This is a genomic window from Klebsiella sp. JB_Kp031 (assembly GCF_040064295.1).
GTDB lineage: Bacteria > Pseudomonadota > Gammaproteobacteria > Enterobacterales > Enterobacteriaceae > Klebsiella > Klebsiella quasipneumoniae.
Map to the genome: position 1 here is coordinate 190,782 of NZ_JBEAJW010000023.1, position 14,865 is coordinate 205,646.

At 58.8% G+C, this 14,865-nt stretch carries 14 protein-coding genes and 2 pseudogenes; 7 read left to right on the forward strand and 9 right to left on the reverse strand.

From position 1 onward, the window contains the following. Genes ABLV64_RS08960 through ABLV64_RS08980 form a run of 5 tightly spaced genes read right to left on the reverse strand, consistent with a single transcriptional unit; the run spans position 1 to position 6,500 of the window. Complete coding sequence (locus ABLV64_RS08960) at positions 1 to 435, reverse strand: globin (protein ID WP_004179506.1); 435 nt, start codon at positions 433 to 435, stop codon at positions 1 to 3. After that, a complete protein-coding gene (locus ABLV64_RS08965) occupies positions 432 to 1,826 on the reverse strand; it encodes a DUF3131 domain-containing protein (RefSeq protein ID WP_064150206.1) in 1,395 nt (464 codons plus the stop codon). The genes ABLV64_RS08960 and ABLV64_RS08965 overlap by 4 nt, the downstream gene beginning before the upstream one ends. Then, positions 1,811 to 3,358: a DUF3131 domain-containing protein gene (locus ABLV64_RS08970; RefSeq protein WP_085846213.1), complete on the reverse strand. Its 1,548-nt coding sequence runs from the start codon at positions 3,356 to 3,358 to the stop codon at positions 1,811 to 1,813. The genes ABLV64_RS08965 and ABLV64_RS08970 overlap by 16 nt, the downstream gene beginning before the upstream one ends. Beyond that, positions 3,355 to 4,686 (reverse strand): DUF3131 domain-containing protein, encoded by a 1,332-nt coding sequence (locus tag ABLV64_RS08975; protein ID WP_100050784.1) that lies wholly within the window; start codon positions 4,684 to 4,686, stop codon positions 3,355 to 3,357. Before ABLV64_RS08975 ends, ABLV64_RS08970 begins: the two co-directional genes overlap by 4 nt. Continuing rightward, a complete protein-coding gene (locus ABLV64_RS08980; protein ID WP_049002891.1) occupies positions 4,683 to 6,500 on the reverse strand; it encodes a cellulose synthase catalytic subunit in 1,818 nt (605 codons plus the stop codon). Before ABLV64_RS08980 ends, ABLV64_RS08975 begins: the two co-directional genes overlap by 4 nt. A gap of 276 nt (positions 6,501 to 6,776) precedes the next feature. Between ABLV64_RS08980 and opgC the strand changes: the two genes are divergently transcribed. The 5 genes from opgC to ABLV64_RS09005 are packed head-to-tail and all read left to right on the forward strand — an operon-like array spanning position 6,777 to position 10,918. Beyond that, entirely contained in the window at positions 6,777 to 7,994 is a 1,218-nt protein-coding gene (opgC, locus tag ABLV64_RS08985; RefSeq protein WP_348843365.1) for an OpgC domain-containing protein, read from the forward strand. 10 nt (positions 7,995 to 8,004) lie between these two features. Continuing rightward, complete coding sequence (locus ABLV64_RS08990) at positions 8,005 to 8,904, forward strand: hypothetical protein (protein WP_048294582.1); 900 nt, start codon at positions 8,005 to 8,007, stop codon at positions 8,902 to 8,904. A gap of 8 nt (positions 8,905 to 8,912) precedes the next feature. Next, the gene (locus ABLV64_RS08995; protein ID WP_065697062.1) at positions 8,913 to 10,127 is read left to right on the forward strand and encodes a SpoIIE family protein phosphatase; all 1,215 of its coding nucleotides are present in this window, start codon (positions 8,913 to 8,915) and stop codon (positions 10,125 to 10,127) included. Next, positions 10,117 to 10,455, forward strand: a complete 339-nt coding sequence (locus ABLV64_RS09000; protein WP_004183770.1) for an STAS domain-containing protein — start codon at positions 10,117 to 10,119, stop codon at positions 10,453 to 10,455. Before ABLV64_RS08995 ends, ABLV64_RS09000 begins: the two co-directional genes overlap by 11 nt. A 19-nt stretch (positions 10,456 to 10,474) precedes the next feature. Next, entirely contained in the window at positions 10,475 to 10,918 is a 444-nt protein-coding gene (locus ABLV64_RS09005) for an ATP-binding protein (RefSeq protein ID WP_071845755.1), read from the forward strand. Positions 10,919 to 10,989: 71 nt separating this feature from the next. Here the strand turns inward: ABLV64_RS09005 and ABLV64_RS09010 are convergent, their stop codons facing one another. Beyond that, on the reverse strand, positions 10,990 to 11,178 hold the full coding sequence (locus ABLV64_RS09010) for a hypothetical protein (RefSeq protein ID WP_004183775.1): 189 nt from the start codon (positions 11,176 to 11,178) through the stop codon (positions 10,990 to 10,992). A gap of 302 nt (positions 11,179 to 11,480) precedes the next feature. Next, a pseudogene (locus ABLV64_RS09015) lies at positions 11,481 to 11,660 on the reverse strand (LysR family transcriptional regulator); the annotation flags it as partial. Here ABLV64_RS09015 and ABLV64_RS09020 point away from each other — a divergent pair. Continuing rightward, positions 11,658 to 12,280: pseudogene (locus ABLV64_RS09020) on the forward strand (SDR family oxidoreductase). The pseudogenes ABLV64_RS09015 and ABLV64_RS09020 overlap by 3 nt on opposite strands. 141 nt (positions 12,281 to 12,421) lie before the next feature. Here ABLV64_RS09020 and ABLV64_RS09025 read toward each other — a convergent pair. Together ABLV64_RS09025 and bdcA are read right to left on the reverse strand one after the other, a co-directional pair. Further along, a complete protein-coding gene (locus ABLV64_RS09025) occupies positions 12,422 to 12,988 on the reverse strand; it encodes a DJ-1/PfpI family protein (protein WP_004203955.1) in 567 nt (188 codons plus the stop codon). A gap of 492 nt (positions 12,989 to 13,480) precedes the next feature. Continuing rightward, positions 13,481 to 14,194, reverse strand: coding sequence for an SDR family oxidoreductase (gene bdcA, locus ABLV64_RS09030; protein WP_004203956.1), 714 nt, complete (start codon positions 14,192 to 14,194; stop codon positions 13,481 to 13,483). Positions 14,195 to 14,267: 73 nt separating this feature from the next. On the opposite strand from bdcA, the gene ABLV64_RS09035 reads away from it, so the two are divergent. Continuing rightward, positions 14,268 to 14,861, forward strand: coding sequence for a TetR/AcrR family transcriptional regulator (locus ABLV64_RS09035; protein ID WP_049002878.1), 594 nt, complete (start codon positions 14,268 to 14,270; stop codon positions 14,859 to 14,861). Positions 14,862 to 14,865 lie beyond the last annotated feature (4 nt).

Consider the following 14,865-nt stretch of genomic DNA (forward strand, 5'->3'; position numbering starts at 1 on the left):
TTACTGGCCAACAGTTTGATAGTGGAGCTCCGCCTGGCGGCGCAGATACTCGAGCCCAGGGGCGATGGCCATTGCCCATGCGGTGAGGATCTCCTCATCGCACAGCGGATCGCAGGCGCGGACGGTTTTGAGCATCGCTTCCCGCCAGAGGGCAAAAAACCGCGGCGGTAGACGCAGGCCTTCCTCGCTCTGCGCTCGCGCCAGCCGTTCCAGAAAATCGGGTACAAAGAGGTCGCCATTTACCGCCAGCATGGCGAAAAAGCTCTTAAAGATCATCTGCTGGCCTTCCTCGCCGGAGCGTTGGGAGAAGTGCTGCTCGGTTTCCGGTGACATATGGATAAAGGTGCTGTAAAAGGCCTGGAAGAAGCGCTGTTTGTCGTGCTCTGGTACGACGCGATTCAGGCTGGCTTCAAAGAGATCGCGATAAAACTTCATGGTGCGCTCCTCATGACCCGTTCGCCCGGCAGGCAGCGGCGGGGCGGGTTAAATTCGTCCGTCGCGCGGTGGGCAAAGTAGCTGTTGTCATCCGCGAGGCCGTTTTTGAACAACGGCCCGGCGTTGTGTTTGTAAAACAGCGCCTCCAGCACCATGGCGTTGGTGGAGAGGGTGAGAGTGGCGTTGACGTCGCCGGTGGCCTCGACCCGTCCTTCAAACCAGCCGCGCTGCGGGTCGTTAAGATGGGTAGTGACCGCCATCAGCGCATCGGTATACTCGGTTTCCCACAGCGTCCACAGGACAAAGACCGCTTTGGTGGTCACCTGCGCCAGCCGGGGGTAGTACTTCCCATCGTCCCCGAGCGTATTCCAGGCGTAGCCATTCCCCCAGACGGTGTCTTCCACGTGCCAGGGCGCCTGGGTAAGCGAAAAATCGGCCCGGGCGGTAAGCACCTTATCCTGCGTCCAGCGCGTTTTCTGGCTGAGCCATATCCCTTCCGCCCGCTCGCGCATGGCTTTTTGCGCCATCTCCGGCACGCCGGGCGGCTGCCAGCCGAACTCCAGTCCAGGCAGCATGGCGGGCAGAGTAGAGAGCACCACGGGTTGCCAGGTGGTTCGCGGGTCGCGGTCGTCAACGGCGAGGCGGCGCTGATAAATAATCACATGGCGCGCCGGGGGAGAGAGGGCCTTGCCGGCCGGAAATCCCCACAGGCGAAACGCGCTGGCGGCGTATTCACTGTCTCCCAGCCGGAGCTCCTCGCGGATCGTCCGCTGACCGTTCTGCAGTGAGGCGGACCACAGCTCCCCGTCTTTATCGATAACCGGACAGAAGTTCCAGCGCAGGACAATTTTATCAATGTATTCACCATACTGCGGCGCGCGTTCGGCGGTGAGCCGCAGGGCGAGCATCAGTCGGGCCATATCTTTTGCTGACCAGCCGCTGGCCGCCGGTTTGCCGCTGAAGTCGACAGGGGTCGCCGTCTGAGTGGAGTATAGCCTGCCCGGCGAACCGCCGTCGGTCAGCGTCAGGCGATTGAGGGTGCCGAGCAGGGGCGTCAGGCGGGCGTCGAATTCCGCTTCCTTTACCAACCCCAGCTCTCTGGCGGCGAGCAGGGCGATAAGGGTGTCGCCCATCTGCCATAGCGTTGCGCGGGGCTGTTTGTCGCTGCCGTTGACCAGGCCGGTTTGCGGCTGGGTATTGTTCTCGACGTACCGCCAGGCGATCTGCGCCCACGTGCGCTCCTGCGGCGTCAGGCTGCTGATGCGGGCAGTGGTGTGCCAGCCGCCTTTGGTCAGCCAGCGCCACCCCGCGCCTTCGCGACCAAACAGCGCCAGGGCGATAAGAAAAAGGACGACGGCGATGGCCAGCCAGCGGGCTATGGTTTTAAGCATTGCGCGGTCACCGGCGGAAGTTTAACGGGCTCGTCAGCCTTGCAGGCGGCACACTGGCAGGCCTGGCAGGCGGGTTTGGTGCGCTGCGTGGTCCCGGTCTGCTCGCACCATGTTTTGACGGCGGGGGTGTTGCTCAGGAACGGGCGATTGCGCGGGCCGTTATTGGGTTCAAAGAGATCCACCAGCTTCTTGTCCCACAGCGAAGGGGCGAAATCGCGGTTTTTCGGATTGTCGCTGGAAAACTGCAGCAGTTTTCCCTCCTTTTTAAATAGCAGTGCTTCCAGCATGATGCCGTTGTTGTTGGCGGTAAACTCATTGATTGGCCCGTCGCCGTTCTCATACAATCCCTCGTAATAGCCTTTTCCCGCTTCGTTCGCGTTTTCAATGGCGTCCAGCAGACGATCGGTATAGGGCGAGTTCCACAGCACCCACATCCCCATCGCCGCTTTGAGCGACACGGCGGCGCTATTCGGTACGAACTGGCCCTTGTCGGTTATGGTGTTCCAGTTAAAGCCGTCGCTGAACACGGTGTCATAGACAAAGTACGGGGATTTATCGAGCTGATGCTCGGAGCGGGCGGTGAGGAGCCCGGTGATGGCGTAGCGATTCTCCTGGGCCTGGTAGACCCGGTCAGCGAAGTTTTTCATCCAGGGATGGGAGTACTCGCGCGGGCTGTTGTTCCGGTCACCAGGGTTATCAAAGCCAAACTCCATGCCATACAGCACGTAGGATTCACTGACCACATAGTTATGCTGGCTGGTTTGCCGTGGGTCGCGCGAATCATAGGGGACCAGCACGCAGTAAATCTCCGCCAGCTCGTAGGGCTGCGGCCGGCTGGCCTGACAGGTGTTAAATCCCCACAGCTGAAAGCCTGCCGCGCCGTACTCCTCGTATCCCAGACGGCCTTCCTGAACGTATTTGGGCTGGCCGTTTTCCAGATACGCCCCGTACAGCGTGCCGCAGGGATCGACCACATGGCTAAAATCCCACCCCAGCACCACATTATCGATGCTGTTGCTGTATTCCGGATAGCGCTCCTTGATCACCTTCAGCCAGATCAGCATTCTGCCGATATCCAGCGCCGAAAAGCCGATTTCACCCGGCTTGTTCTGGTAGTTAACCTTTTGTCCGCTTATCGTGTTATAGGCTTTGTTGGGTAGTTCGTTACGGAATAAATCGAGCTTATTCAACGTGGCGAGAAACTTCAGCATCCGACGGTCAAACTCCGCCTTATCAATAATCCCCAACTCACGGGCTGCGGTCATCGCGGCCAGATAGGAGGCGCTGTCCCACATGGTGGTGGAGGGATATTTGTTTACCGCATTCACCAGCCCGGTGGTGGGCTGAAAGTTGGCGACGAAGTATTGCCAGGCGTTTCTGGCGATAGTCATCTCCCTCGGCGTCAGCTCCCCGCTGCGCGGGGCGTATTCCGCAGCCGGCAGACCGGTCGCGGCCTGCGCGCCGGAGAGCGAGAGCCACAGCGCCATGAGTCCGGCCAGCAGGGGAAAACGGGAAAAATAGGTCAGCTTCATGGCGTTGCTCCTGCTGAGGACGAGGGTAGAGGGGCAGGGCTCAGGCAGGCCAGACACAGCATCTGCCCCCGGGAAATGTAGGCCAGGCTTTCCAGCACGATCGCGTTGGTATCGCCGTCAATAACGTCGTTGACGCTGCGGTTGAGATTTAACCCTCGCTGCCAGCCCTTGCCCGGGACCTGCAGCGTCTGCACCTGCTGGCGCAGCGCCTCGCTCCAGCTATTACGGAACAGGGCGTACCAGGCAAAGGCGGTGCGGGTGGAGGTGATCGCCGTTTGCTCCGGGGCGGCGCTGCGTGGGGCGAAGGCGCTCTGCGGCTGCCGGTCCGCCAGCGCGCTGGCATAATCCGGCGCGGGCTCGGCGTAGTCAGTGCTGATCGGCGGCTTGCTGACCCTCAGGCTATGACGGCGCTGCTGGATTTGCATGATGCGCCAGGCGATCTCCGCACTCTGCGCGTCAAAGCCCAGCTCAAGTCCGGTGAGCAGGTACGGCAGGCTGATCAGCGAAGGCTGCCGACCCCAGGGCGTGCGCAGCCCCTCGTCGGGCACCATGATGCCGTCGATATCGATCATCTGCTGCCCCTGCGGCGGGTTGGTCACCGCCAGCCCCGCCGCGCTGTCGATCAACCGCAGCGTATGGCTGGCGTACAGCCGGTAGCCAAAGCTGTCCCGCGGTTCATCCGCCGCCAGCGCCCAGTGGTGCAGCGGCGCCGCGGCCTGGCTGGCGGGGCTGTTGCTGATGAGCGCGCCGACCCGCCACTGATTAAACAGATCCCGCACCGCGGCGGCGTGCTGAGGATAGCGCCAGAGCAGGGTTTGCAGGGCGGTGAGCAGGCGTCCCATACCGATGGCGGAGGAGTCCGGGTTGCCGAGGATCTGCAGCGTGTCGGCATGGTACTGAGCGGCGGGCAATCCCTGGGCGTTGAGGGGCAGTTGACCGAGGGTAAACAGGGCGGCGGCAATGCGCTCATCACCTTCGGCGGCGGTCACAATATGCAGCTGCTCTGCGGCGACCACGGCGAAAAGATAGCTGCCGACGCTCCACAGGCTGAGCCAGGGGTCGCCATCGTGCGCGTTGGCCAGGCCGTTTGGCTGGGTATTGTTGACATAATACTGCCAGGCCACCCGCGCCCAGATCGCCTCGTCAAAGGTCAGCTCGCGCGGGGGAGGGAGCGGCGGAAAATCCTGGCTCAATGTCATCCCGCCGCTGCTCTCGACGCGCGCGGGCATTTGTTTTTCCACCCACACGACAATCGCAAAACCCAGCAGGAAGCCAATGAGGATAGTGAGATAGCTGCGCGCGGATAGCAGGGCGTCGCGGATCCTCATCGGCTCGCCTCCTGCTCTTCGGGGGGCGTCCACATGGCGGCGAAGATCAGTGGCAGCATGGCGGCAATATTCACCGCGCCCCAGAAAATGTTGATGACGTACCCGGAGGGGTCGTCAACCTGACCGCGCGCCACCTGAATACCGCCCCATATCAGCCCCGTCAGGGTGAGCAAAACGATGGCAATTTGCGGCTTGACGAGATAGAGAAAACGGCCCGTCTGTCGCTCTTTCGGCGTAACGTGAAATTTGATCTGCTCCCCGCGCAAAACGGTGTCCAGCGCCCGCAGATTCATCGAGAAAAAGGAGAGGTAAGAGGCCCGGCCGTCCCAGGCAGAAATGCCCCAGGTGCCGAACATAAAGGCCAGTTCGGAGACAATAAAAAAGGGTAAAAAGTGCAGATAGAAAGGGGTAGACCACGCCGACACCGGCGGAATGCCGGTGTAGAGATAGATAACAGGCGAGATCAGGAACACGGTGTTCCACACGCAGGCCAGATACGACCAGAAGGTGGTCGCGTACATCAGCGTTTGCGGCAGCGAGAGTTTAAAGCGGCGTCGGTTGAAGATGTTGTCATGGAACAGGATATCCAGCGATCCGGCGGCGTACTTAAAGCGCTGGATCATCCACGTCAGCATATCCTGCGGAGAGAGCATTTTCGACTCGATCCGCGGGTGCATTACCGAGCGCCAGCGGCGGGCAGCGTCGCCGTGTAGCAGGATTGAGGTATAAATATCTTCCGAGACGTGGAACTTATAGGGCGTCAGTTCAGTATCGAAGGCAACGTGGGGGCGCATGGCGTCCTGCAGCGCTTCCCGCGTTGCCGGGTCGCGAATATCCCGCGTATGACGCGCGATTTCGGCGTCAACGCTCCAGACGTAGCTGCGCAGCGCCGCCTGCATCACCGCTTCCCGTCGGTGAACGGAGGCGGCGCCACAGCAGAACGCGGCGTTAGCCCAGTTGCGGCGCCGTAAAATCACGTCGTAAAACATGCGCGGATCGTTGAAAAAAGGATCGCGACCAATGGTCACCGGACCGACGATTTTCTGCGCCAGCCAGCCCACGCCATAGCCTGCGCCGCCTGCTTTACGCCGCAGCCAGCGCGCCAGATCCTCCCCCTCCGGGAGATCGAAAAACCATTGTGGGGTCTGCACCCAGGCGACGTCCGGATCGCGAAAATAGCCGAGCGTGTGGCTCAGCAGGGTCGGGAAAACGCGGGTATCGGCATCACAGATGATCAGAAAGTCGCCATCGGTATGTTCCAGCCCGTTGCGCAGGTTACCGGCCTTGTAGCCGATATTGCTCTGACGGGTGATATAGTTCGCCCCCTCCTGCTCGCAGACCGCCTTCATCTCCGGGCGACGCCCGTCGTCAAGGACATGCACCTTATAATCGAGCGGACCAGGATAGGTCATCCGCATGGCGTCACGAATCGATAGCCTGACCAGCTCCACGTCTTCGGAGTAGGTGGCGATAAACAGATCGACTTTAATCGGCCTCGACTCCACCGCTTCATCCGCGCGCAGACAGTCGTTGATCTCCGTCGGGGGGACCCCTGGCGGAGGATCTTTTTCCTGCCATAAATTAATGGTGAACAGAACTGTGCCAATCCACGCCAGGGTTTCCGCCAGCACCAGAGGGATCGCATACCACAGTGCGTCCGTGTTTAAGGAGGCGGTCCAGCGCCAGTAAATATAATTAGCGCCAAGCACCAGGGCGGCCACAGCTAATACCTGCCAAATCATTCTCACCCAGCGCGGGGTGCTGAGCGGTTCAGGCGGTCGGCGATGTTCAAAACGGGAAAAATAAAAATCCATAGCAAGGATATCCTGATTCCGCGCTGGGTTTGAATGACAGGTCTGTTATCGATTGGGGGCGTTCTGCAGAACGCACAGGGGCTTATAAATAACAGTAAAGTGAGTGTAGATGGTGGCGCAAAAATTTCAACAGCGCGAACTGATAGTCACCGGGATGACTTAACATAGTGTGATACACGCCGGCGGAATTTATAAAACGAACATTGCAAGATAGCCCATTCTACACTATCTAAATAATTTGTAATAAATGTTGCAGGGTAGACGGCAGGATCCCTAATGAGCCAGGTTGCTTCAGCGATTTCGCAAAAAGAAACTCATAAATCAATGCCCTGGCGTTACTCTCTGACCGGGGAACGCGACCTGCGTATCGACTTTATGCGCGGTATTGCTCTTGTGATGATGGTGGTGGCGCATACCGAAGTGATGTCGATATTTAATATTTTCAGCTGGGAACGATTTGGTTTGACCACCGGTGCCGAGGGCTTTGTGATCCTGTCCGGCTTCATGTTAGGGATGCTAAATCGTGTCAGATTACAAAAGGCAGTATTACTTACGGTGAGCTGGGGGCTTTATCTTCGCGCATGGAAAATATATCAGGTTAATATTATTATTATTGTCTCTTTTCTTTTGCTGAGATATTTGCCTTATATTAATGTCTATGAAGTCACTCATTTTACCGACCGCTTTTCCGGGACCAGTTGGTCGCTCTATCCGCTCACCCCGCAAATAAAAGAGACGTGGTTTAACATTATCCTTTATCTGCAGATTGGCCCGCATCAGACGCAGATCCTCGGACTCTATATTTTTTTGTTATTGCTCAGCCCGCTGTTTCTGGGAATGCTGCAAAAGGGTCACGTCTACCCCTTACTGGGCGCCTCGCTGCTGATATACGGCTGCTGGCAACGCTGGCCGATACGGGTCACGCCCTGCGAATTTGAATTCGCCTTTCCCCTGCTGGCCTGGCAATTTATCTTTGTGCTGGGCATGTGCTGCGGCTGGTACAAAGCGGAACTGATCTCTTTCGCCCGCACGCCGCCCGGCAAAGTTGCCGTGGCGGCGCTGGTGTTCATCGCGCTTATCCTTGCGTTTGTCGCCCAGAACCATACCAATCCTTTTATGCCGCCCGCGCTGCTGATGCACGTAATCCCGCCGGCGGATTTTAACGCCTTTTACCATACCTGGGCGGCGAAAAACGGCCTCGGTCCGGTACGGATCCTCAATGATATCAGTCTGATGGTCACCATTTATCTGCTATTGACCTGGTGCTGGCGCCCCCTTAACCGGCTGGCAGGCTGGTTCCTGATCCCGCTCGGGCAGCGTTCGCTCTACACCTTTATTTTGCATGTTTACATCGTGCTCGCCGTAAGCCAGCTGGTCACCTTCGATCTGTGGCGCCAGGCGTGGATAGTGAACACCTTGATCCATGCCGCTGCGCTGGGCGTTCTGTGGCTGATGGCCAAATACCGCGTCGCCGCACGCTGGATACCTAACTAAGGAAGGGCAAATGCGGGAGAAATATATGCTGGCCTGCGCGCTATGGTGCGCCATCGCAGGTGCGGAAGGCGCAGAGAAGAACGACGCACAACCGCTGCGTGATAAAAATGGTGAACCGGTGCAGGCCGGCGTGTTTACCAGCCGCTGGGGACGGCTTTTTTCCGGGAATGACAAGGTATTCTCGGGAGCGCTGAGCTTTAGTTCGGGTTTAAAAGAGCAGTGGATGACCGTCCCCAACAGCTCAGACAGCGCAGAACAGAAGAAAAAATATAATCAGACGCTGAACCTCAGCCTGCAATACTCGCCCTACAGCTTCTGGTTCGCCAACGTGACATCCCGTTTACCGGTGACTGATACCAGCCGCTATACCGCCGATTTTCGCTATAGTTTTGGTTACGACGACTGGCATGCCAACACCTTCAGCCTGGTTTACAGTAACTATGGCGATAACCACTTCTGGACCTCGGGCAGCAAGCGTCACACCTATTTTGAGCAGGGGGCATTTACCCTGGCGTATAAATTTTCGCTGCCGAAGCCGATGGAAAATGCACTATTGATTAACAAAGGCGACGCCATTATCTGCCAGGCAGGCTACAGCTGGGTGCCGCGTTATTACGATCTGGAGAGTAACGATATCCGCAAAAACAAAAATGTGCTGCTTGGGGGGTGTGGATATACCTTTAAACAGCATTTTTTTGTGCGCGCCACCGCCTTCTGGTATCCGGACAGTAGCCAGCAGCAGCCGTGGAATGGCGATTATAGTTACAGTTTTGGCTACGCGGGCTATACGCCGGGATCGTTCTCTGTGCAGTATGCCAACTATGCCGGTACCCGCTACCCGGGGCATGACAGCGGCAGCGGCAAGTTTCGTGAAGGCACGATCAGCCTTATCTGGTTCTTGCCGATTTAGGAGGCGCGATGTCGGCACAGCACGTCCTGATTGTTGAAGATTCGCTGGTTTATCGTCGGCTGCTAAGCCGGATGTTGACGCAGTGGGGCTATATCGTCAGTGAGGCGGAAAACGGCGTCGACGCGCTGGCGATCCTCGAAAACCAGCCTGTCAGCCTGGTGATAAGCGACTGGGAAATGCCGGAGATGAATGGCCTGACGCTGTGCCGGGAAGTGCGCCGCCGCCAGTTTGGTCACTACGTTTATCTGATATTGCTCACCGCCCGCGAAGATCCTGGCGATCTAACGCAGGGGTTTGAGGCCGGGGCCGATGATTTTCTCAGCAAACCGGTAGAGCAGAGCGAGCTGCGGGCGCGGCTGCACGCCGGGGCGCGGATCCTCTCCCTCGAGGCCGACCTCGCCGCGCGCAATGCGCGGCTGAGCGAAGCGCTGCGACAGATTGAACAGGATCTGGAGCTGGCGGCGCGCATTCAACAGTCGGTTCTCCCGGCTCATCAGCTGCGCCATCAGGGATTTTTCGCCGACTGGATTTTCCTGCCCTCGGCCTGGGTGTCGGGGGATATTTTTAACGTCTTCCCGCTGGGCGATCGTCTCGGATTTTACTGCGTGGATGTCTCCGGACACGGCGTGGGGGCGGCGATGATGTCGCTCGCCGTCGCCCGCCAGTTTCTGCATGGCAGGGCCGTTGAGCGCTTTCTTTTTACGGCAGACAACCAGCCGGCGTCGCCGGCCGAGGTGGTGGCGATCCTCAATGGTCGTTTTTGCAGTGACGAAACAGAGATCGTCAGCTATTTCACGTTGATCTATGGCGTCATCGACCTGCAGACCGGCGCGGGCAAACTCTGTCAGGCCGGGCATCCCACGCCTTTTATCGTTAGCCCGGACGCTACCGTCCGCCCGGTCGGCAGCGGCGGAGCGCCGGTGGGGTTGATAGACCATCTCTCGTGGGCAGATGTCAGTTTTTCGCTGGCGCCGGGAGAGCGGCTGTGCCTGTTCAGCGACGGTATCACCGAATGTGAAAACCGGAGCGGTGAACAGTTTGGCGAGGCGCGCTTGCAAGCGTGGCTGCAGGACAGCGTGACGCAGCCGCTGCCCGCGCTGCTGCCGCGTTTTGCCCGGCACCTGATCCGCTGGCGCAGTGGCGACGCGCAGGAGACCCAGGCGATGGCCGATGATGTTTCACTCTTGATTATTGAACGTACAGGGGACAGTGATGAAAATTGAAACTGAACGGCAGGCCTCGGTGACGATCCTGACGCCGGCGGTGCGTCGGCTGGATGCTTCCGTCGCGGTAGCCTTTAAGGCGGCAATCGCCCAGGAGATAGGCGAAGATAGCACCGATCTGATTGTTGATTTCAGTAAAATCGATTTTATCGACAGCAGCGGTTTGGGAACGCTGGTTTCCCTGATGAAAATGATGAACGGTAAAGGAGAAATGACACTGTGCGCGCTGAACCCCGGCATCCGCAATATGTTTACCCTGACCAGGATGGATCGTATTTTTCGTATTTGCGAGGATCGCACTTCAGCCCTTGCGCAGTTCAATCCGTGACGCGCCCGTGAATAACGTCATGAATTTTCCTGCCCAACTCAGCTCGCTATCACCGCTGGCGGCGTGGCTGGCTCAACAAATGGCGCCGCTGTCCGTCGGGGAGGAGTGGCGCTTCGCGCTCGATCTTGCCGTCTGTGAGACGGCCACCAATATCATTCGCTATGCGTTGCATGAGGATCGGCAACGTGTTTTTCGTGTCGAATTTATCGCAACGGAAGACCGGGTGACGCTGCGCTTTATTGATGCGGGAGAGGTCTTTCCGGCCGAGCGCCTGGCGCTGGCGCGTGGCGATGAGCGCTTCGATGTCGATCCGTTAGCGGAAAGCGGCAGAGGTTTGCGGCTTATTCTGCGCACGGTGGACTATTTTAATGTGGAAACCCGCGCCGGGGAGAATGTGACGACCCTGATAAAAGCGTTGCCGGATGCCGTTCTTCGCCATTCCACCGACGATCGCGTCAGGTGAAGGAACAGAGCTTGCCCCCAGGTGAATCCCCGGGGGAATTTTCCCGCCCGCGTTCACCCTCTTCATCCGTCTTATGGCTGGGCCTGAGCGGTGGACAGCGCGCCCAGGTGATAAGGGCGAAGAGTATCTAACGTCATCATGGCCGATTTGCAGAAAATGCATTTCGCACCAAAGGGATTTTTTTCCGTCACGTCAAACTGGGACGTTCTGTACTGGGAGCCATGGCAGCATGGGCATCTAAAATGGATATGTTCAATCATAATGTAAACCTTGTATGGGTAATGTTCTGTTGAAAAGACAATGGTCGTTTTCAGGGAAATTAACGCGGCTGATTTTTGTTAGGAGTAAGCCGGGTATGGGGTCAGTCGGAGGGCTTGTTTAACGAGCCAACAGGGGGCTGACAGGGCCTGTTTACAGAAAAAGCAAAATACTAACGGGACTGCTCAAAGGAAGGTGGTATCAGGGATAACGCCTGGAGATGAGAACACGTACTTAGATAATAACTTTTCGTCTGGTAAATCAACTTAACGATTAACGCACGAGCCGCAAATAATAGCAAACATTATTTTAGCCTTCCGGATGCCTGCTGCGCCAGGAGCGCCTTCATCAGCGCCGTCACCCAGTCGATAAATACCTGTACCCGGGCAGAGAGCTGCCGGCTGCTGGGGTAGAGCAGGGAGAGCGGCAGCGGCGCAGGGCGAAAATCAGCCAGCACCTCCGTTAACACACCGGATGCCAGATCGAGCGGGTTGAAGCTCAGGGCTCGCGGGCGATCGCGCTGCCCTTCAGCGCCGGCGAAACCGACACCTTTGACGGGTTTGTCAGCGCCTTTCAGGAGGCGCTGGCGGCGCTGGGGGCCGATCGGTTTCATTACCTGGTTAATAATGCCGGCAATGCCAGCGGCATGGGGTTTCTGAACGCTACCGAAGCGGAGTTCGATGCGCTTTATCGCATCCATGTGAAGGGGGTTTTTTTCCTCAGCCAAAAATTATTGCCGCTGCTGGCGGATGGCGGGCGAATTGTGAATATCTCGTCCGGACTGACCCGTATCGTGATGGCGAACCGGGCGCCCTATGCGATCATGAAATCTGCGGTGGAAACCCTGACCCGTTATATGGCGTTTGAGCTGGGCGGCCGCGGGATCACGGTAAACTGCGTAGCGCCGGGCGCCATCGCCACGGATTTCAGCGGCGGGGTGGTGCGGGATAACCCGCAGGTCGCTCAGGCGGTGGCGAACATGACGGCGCTTGGCCGACCGGGGGTGCCAGAAGATATCGGGCCGATGACGCCTCGCTGTTATCCGATGATCATCGCTGGGTTAATGCTCAGCGCATTGAAGTTTCCGGGGGAATGCGCATCTGAGTCGAGGAGATAACCCGGCCAGCGTATCGCTGAGCTGGTCAGGTTTGACTGTAGCGGAAACGGCCGCTCGAAAACCGCCGGCCGGTAAGCAAGAGAGCACCAGCGCGGCGATAGTCCATTTGTCTGGTCAGAGAAAATGCGTTACTCCGCCAGCAGGGCGGCGAATTTCGCCAGCCACTGCGGGTGGGCCGGCCAGGCGGGAGCAGTGACCAGATGGCCGTCAACATGCGCCTGATCGATACCGATATCGGCATAATGCCCGCCGCTCAGACGCACCTCCGGGGCGCAGGCCGGATAGGCGCTGCAGGTCCGCCCCTGCAGAATACCGGCGGCGGCCAGCAGCTGTGGCCCGTGGCAGACGGCGGCGATAGGTTTACGCGCGGCGTCGAACGCCTGTACCAGTTTTATCACCTGCTCGTTCAGACGCAGATACTCCGGCGCCCGGCCGCCGGGGATCACTAGCGCGTCGTAATCCTCGGCCTTCACCGCGGCAAAATCGGCGTTCAGGGTGAAGCGGTGCCCCGGCTTTTCGCTGTAGGTTTGGGCTCCGTCAAAATCATGGATCGCCGTCATCACATAGTCGCCGGTGGCTTTATCCGGGCAGACCGCATCGACCTGGTGGCCAATCATCTGCAGAGCCTGAAAAGGGACCATCGTTTCGTAATCTTCGGCGTAATCGCCGACCAGCATCAGGATCTTCTTGCTCATTATTTTTACTCGTTGTGGGAGAAAGGTGTCATAGATATAGCCTGGCGATCCGCAGAATGCGACCTCCTCAGGATGCTGAAGACGGTGGCATGCGCATCTTGTAACCGGGTTCATGTTTTTTTGGTAACGGCAACTTTTTCGCCAATGCTAATGTCTGTTACCACAGAAAAGCGTCCTGTTCAGGGGCACACCGCGCTGCAGTAAAAACGGCGAGCGCAGCGGCAATATCGTGCCGCAGCAGCTGTGGGATGGCATGGAAAAGGGGTTTTAATTCTGAGCCTTGAGGCACCCGGCGGCGCGGTGGCGCGAGAGGTTTGTTATCTAAGTCTGGCGCCGGGGACGGATCCGCAAAGCGCACCAGTCCCCCGGAGGCGAGACTGATCCTCACCGAAGATCGTATTTTATGGCGATCGACAGCCTGGCCTGATGAATCCAGTGGACCATGACGTCAGGACAGCGGCGTGGCAAAGCGCGCGCCGCCGCCGTGGGTCATCAGGCGCCAAACGCTCCGTCGATGGTGTGCATGGCGCCTGTGACAAACGACGCCTCCGGACCGGCCAGCCAGGCTACCATGCCCGCTACCTCTTCCGGTCGGCCATGACGCTTAATGGCCATAAAGCTGTGCATCAGCTCTTTCATTGGGCCGTTCTCCGGGTTGGCGTCGGTATCAATTGGGCCGGGCTGGACGACGTTGACCGTGATGCCGCGCGGGCCAAAATCCCGTGCCAGACCGCGCGCCAGCCCCTGCAGGGCTGACTTGCTGAGCGCATAGGCCGCCATTCCCGGCACCGGCATGCGATCGCCATTGACCGAACCGATGACAATAATGCGCCCGCCTTCCGGCATCCGGCGCGCTGCTTCCACGGAGGCATGGTAGGGGGCATGAATATTGATGCGGAACAGGCGATCGATGGCATCGCTGTCCTGCTCCAGGGCATCGCCAAAAATGGCGATCCCGGCATTGACCACTAACACGTCCAGCGGGCCGCTGTCTCGGACCAGGCTTATCACCGCATCGCGATCGGCGCTGTCCGCCTGCACCGCCGTGCTGCCGGTCTCCGCCGCCAGCCGCTCGGCCGCCTCCGGCGAACCGGAATAGCTGAACCTGACCGACGCGCCGTCGGCGACAAAGCGCCTGACGATCGCCGCGCCAATTCCCCGACTTCCACCTAAAACCAGCACTGATTTGTTGTGAAATGCTGTCATATCCCGCACCTCATGATATTGTAGTGATGATTACAATATGCTGCGGCAAAACAGGCTGTCAAGGATTAATATAGTGACCACTACAAAACAAGGGCGTACCCCGGGGCGCCCCCGTCAATTCAATGCGGAACAGGCTATTGAAACGGCTCAGCGCCTCTTTCACGCGCGAGGCTACGACGCGGTGAGTGTGGCCGATCTGACCCAGGCTTTCGGCATCAACCCCCCAAGCTTTTATGCCGCTTTCGGCAGCAAGCTCGGCCTGTATACCCGCGTCCTGCAGCGCTACAGCCAGACCGGGGCCATCCCCATAGAGACGCTGTTGCAGGACGACCAACCGGTGGCGGCGTCGCTCATCGCCGTGCTGCAGGAGGCGGCTCGACGCTATGTAGCCGATCCGGCCGCCGCCGGCTGCCTGGTGCTGGAGGGGGGACATTGTCAGGATGCCGACGCTCGGGTGGCGGCAGGCGAATGGCATGCTGCGGCGAGGGCCAAAATCCATCAGTATATCGCCCGCCATCACCCGCAGGATGCGCTGCGGGTGACTGACTATATGGATACGCTGATGCTTGGTCTGTCGGCGAAAGCGCGGGAGGGGGATAGCCTCCCGCGTCTTCTGGAGACCGTGCGGCTGGCAGGCGTGGCGCTGGAGCGTATCCTGCCGGCCTGAGTGG